Origin of the sequence: Salinisphaera sp. G21_0 (assembly GCF_017744115.1) — a bacterium.
Taxonomy (GTDB): domain Bacteria; phylum Pseudomonadota; class Gammaproteobacteria; order Pseudomonadales; family Endozoicomonadaceae; genus Endozoicomonas.
Genome location: NZ_JAGHQW010000160.1, coordinates 1 through 1557, shown reverse-complemented (window position 1 = coordinate 1557; position 1557 = coordinate 1). Strand labels below are relative to the sequence as shown.

Here is a 1557-nt window from a genome sequence, read left to right as displayed (position 1 = left end):
TGTTGAACGCGCCCGGCCCCGCCGGGGGAAGCTGACATGTAGTTTTTGGTCTACCTTGAGGTTTTCATTTTAACTCGTTGTTGATTTAGATGAAGACCTCTGTTCAAGGGATATTTGCTGAGAACTTTGAAGACTATAGCAAAAACAAAAAACTTCCACTGCATCATTATAAAGCAGCAAATGATTTTATTCGCTGCCGGACTTCAGCCCTTGGCGGCCATGTACAAGCCTGTCCGGACGGGCATGTCAGCAACGTCTGGTACAACTCCTGTCGACACAGAAACTGCCCGCAATGTGACAAGATCCAGGTTGAGAAGTGGCTGACGGCCAAGAACGAGATCTTAATTGATGCCTCTCACCGGCATCTGGTTTTTACGCTGCCCCATCAACTGAATGAACTCTGGTTACTGAACAGCAGCCTGATGACTGACCTGTTGTTCAAGGCGGTCAGCCAAACTCTGAAAGAACTGCTTAGCGATAAAAAATACCTGGGGGCTGATACGGGGTTCCTCCTCAACCTCCACACCTGGGGACGAAACCTGAGCCTGCACCCTCATATTCACTGCCTGATTACAGACGGCGGAGTGAACGCACAGGGAGAATGGGTACACCCGGTAAAAAAATGCTTTCTTCCTTTTCGTGTTGTGATGCGAATATTCCGGGGTAAATTTTGTGCGGAACTGAAAGCCGCCAGTGAACAGCTAAGAATGCCAGACAGAGAAAGCCCGACCACCATCAACAACCTTGCCAACCAGATTGGCCGCAAAGACTGGCATGTAGAAGTCATGGACAGGTACGAGCACGGCCAGGGCGTTATCAACTATCTGGCCCGCTACGTTCGGGGAGGGCCAGTCAAAAACAGTCAAATCAACGAACAGAATAATAAAATCAGCCTGAGCTACCAAAGCCACCAGACTGGAAAGCGAGAAACCCAAAACTACAGCAAGCCCGGATTTATAAAACAACTTCTGATCCATGTTCCGGATAAAGGCAAGCGTACCGTGCGGTTTTACGGCCTTTACACCAGTGGCAAAAGAAAGATTCTGAATCGAGCCCGTGAATTACATAAACAGCCACCAGTCAGCACCGACAGGGCAGTTCTGGACTGGCAAAGTTACCTGAGAAAGATCGGGCAGAGCGGCAAGGCCCAATGCCCGACCTGCAAGAAACCTTTAGTTGTTAAAGAACGGTTCAAAAAAGGGCATGACCCGACCAGAAATGGAGGTGCGCTGTGCTGATAATACTGCGTTGCCTATGGTACGGGGGATTCGTGCTTGAAAAGTGGGTTGGGCTGAAAAAATCCGGCCTTGTTGCCCCAAAACCTCAGAAAGCTCGGCAAATATTTGAACAAGTGACGATTGACCGAGTGGTTGTTCGCCCATGTTAACAGTTGAGCGACTTCGGGCGTTTATTGATAGCTCCATAGCGGCAAGACCGTGCAAGGGCTCGTCCAACCCCCGTTGCAGCGAATGCTGCACATCACCTCTTTTATGCTCTGCCTAAATTCGCCAGAATCTGGTAGATTGTAGCGGTGCAGAATTCGCTGAACTAATCGTT

General features: G+C 49.5%; 1 protein-coding gene. It reads left to right on the top strand.

The window, feature by feature from the left end; all coding sequences use genetic code 11:
• The first annotated feature begins 89 nt into the window (after window positions 1-89).
• The gene (locus tag J7439_RS25385; protein WP_209204845.1) at window positions 90-1238 is read left to right on the top strand and encodes an IS91 family transposase; all 1149 of its coding nucleotides are present in this window, start codon (window positions 90-92) and stop codon (window positions 1236-1238) included.
• Window positions 1239-1557: the final 319 nt, after the last annotated feature.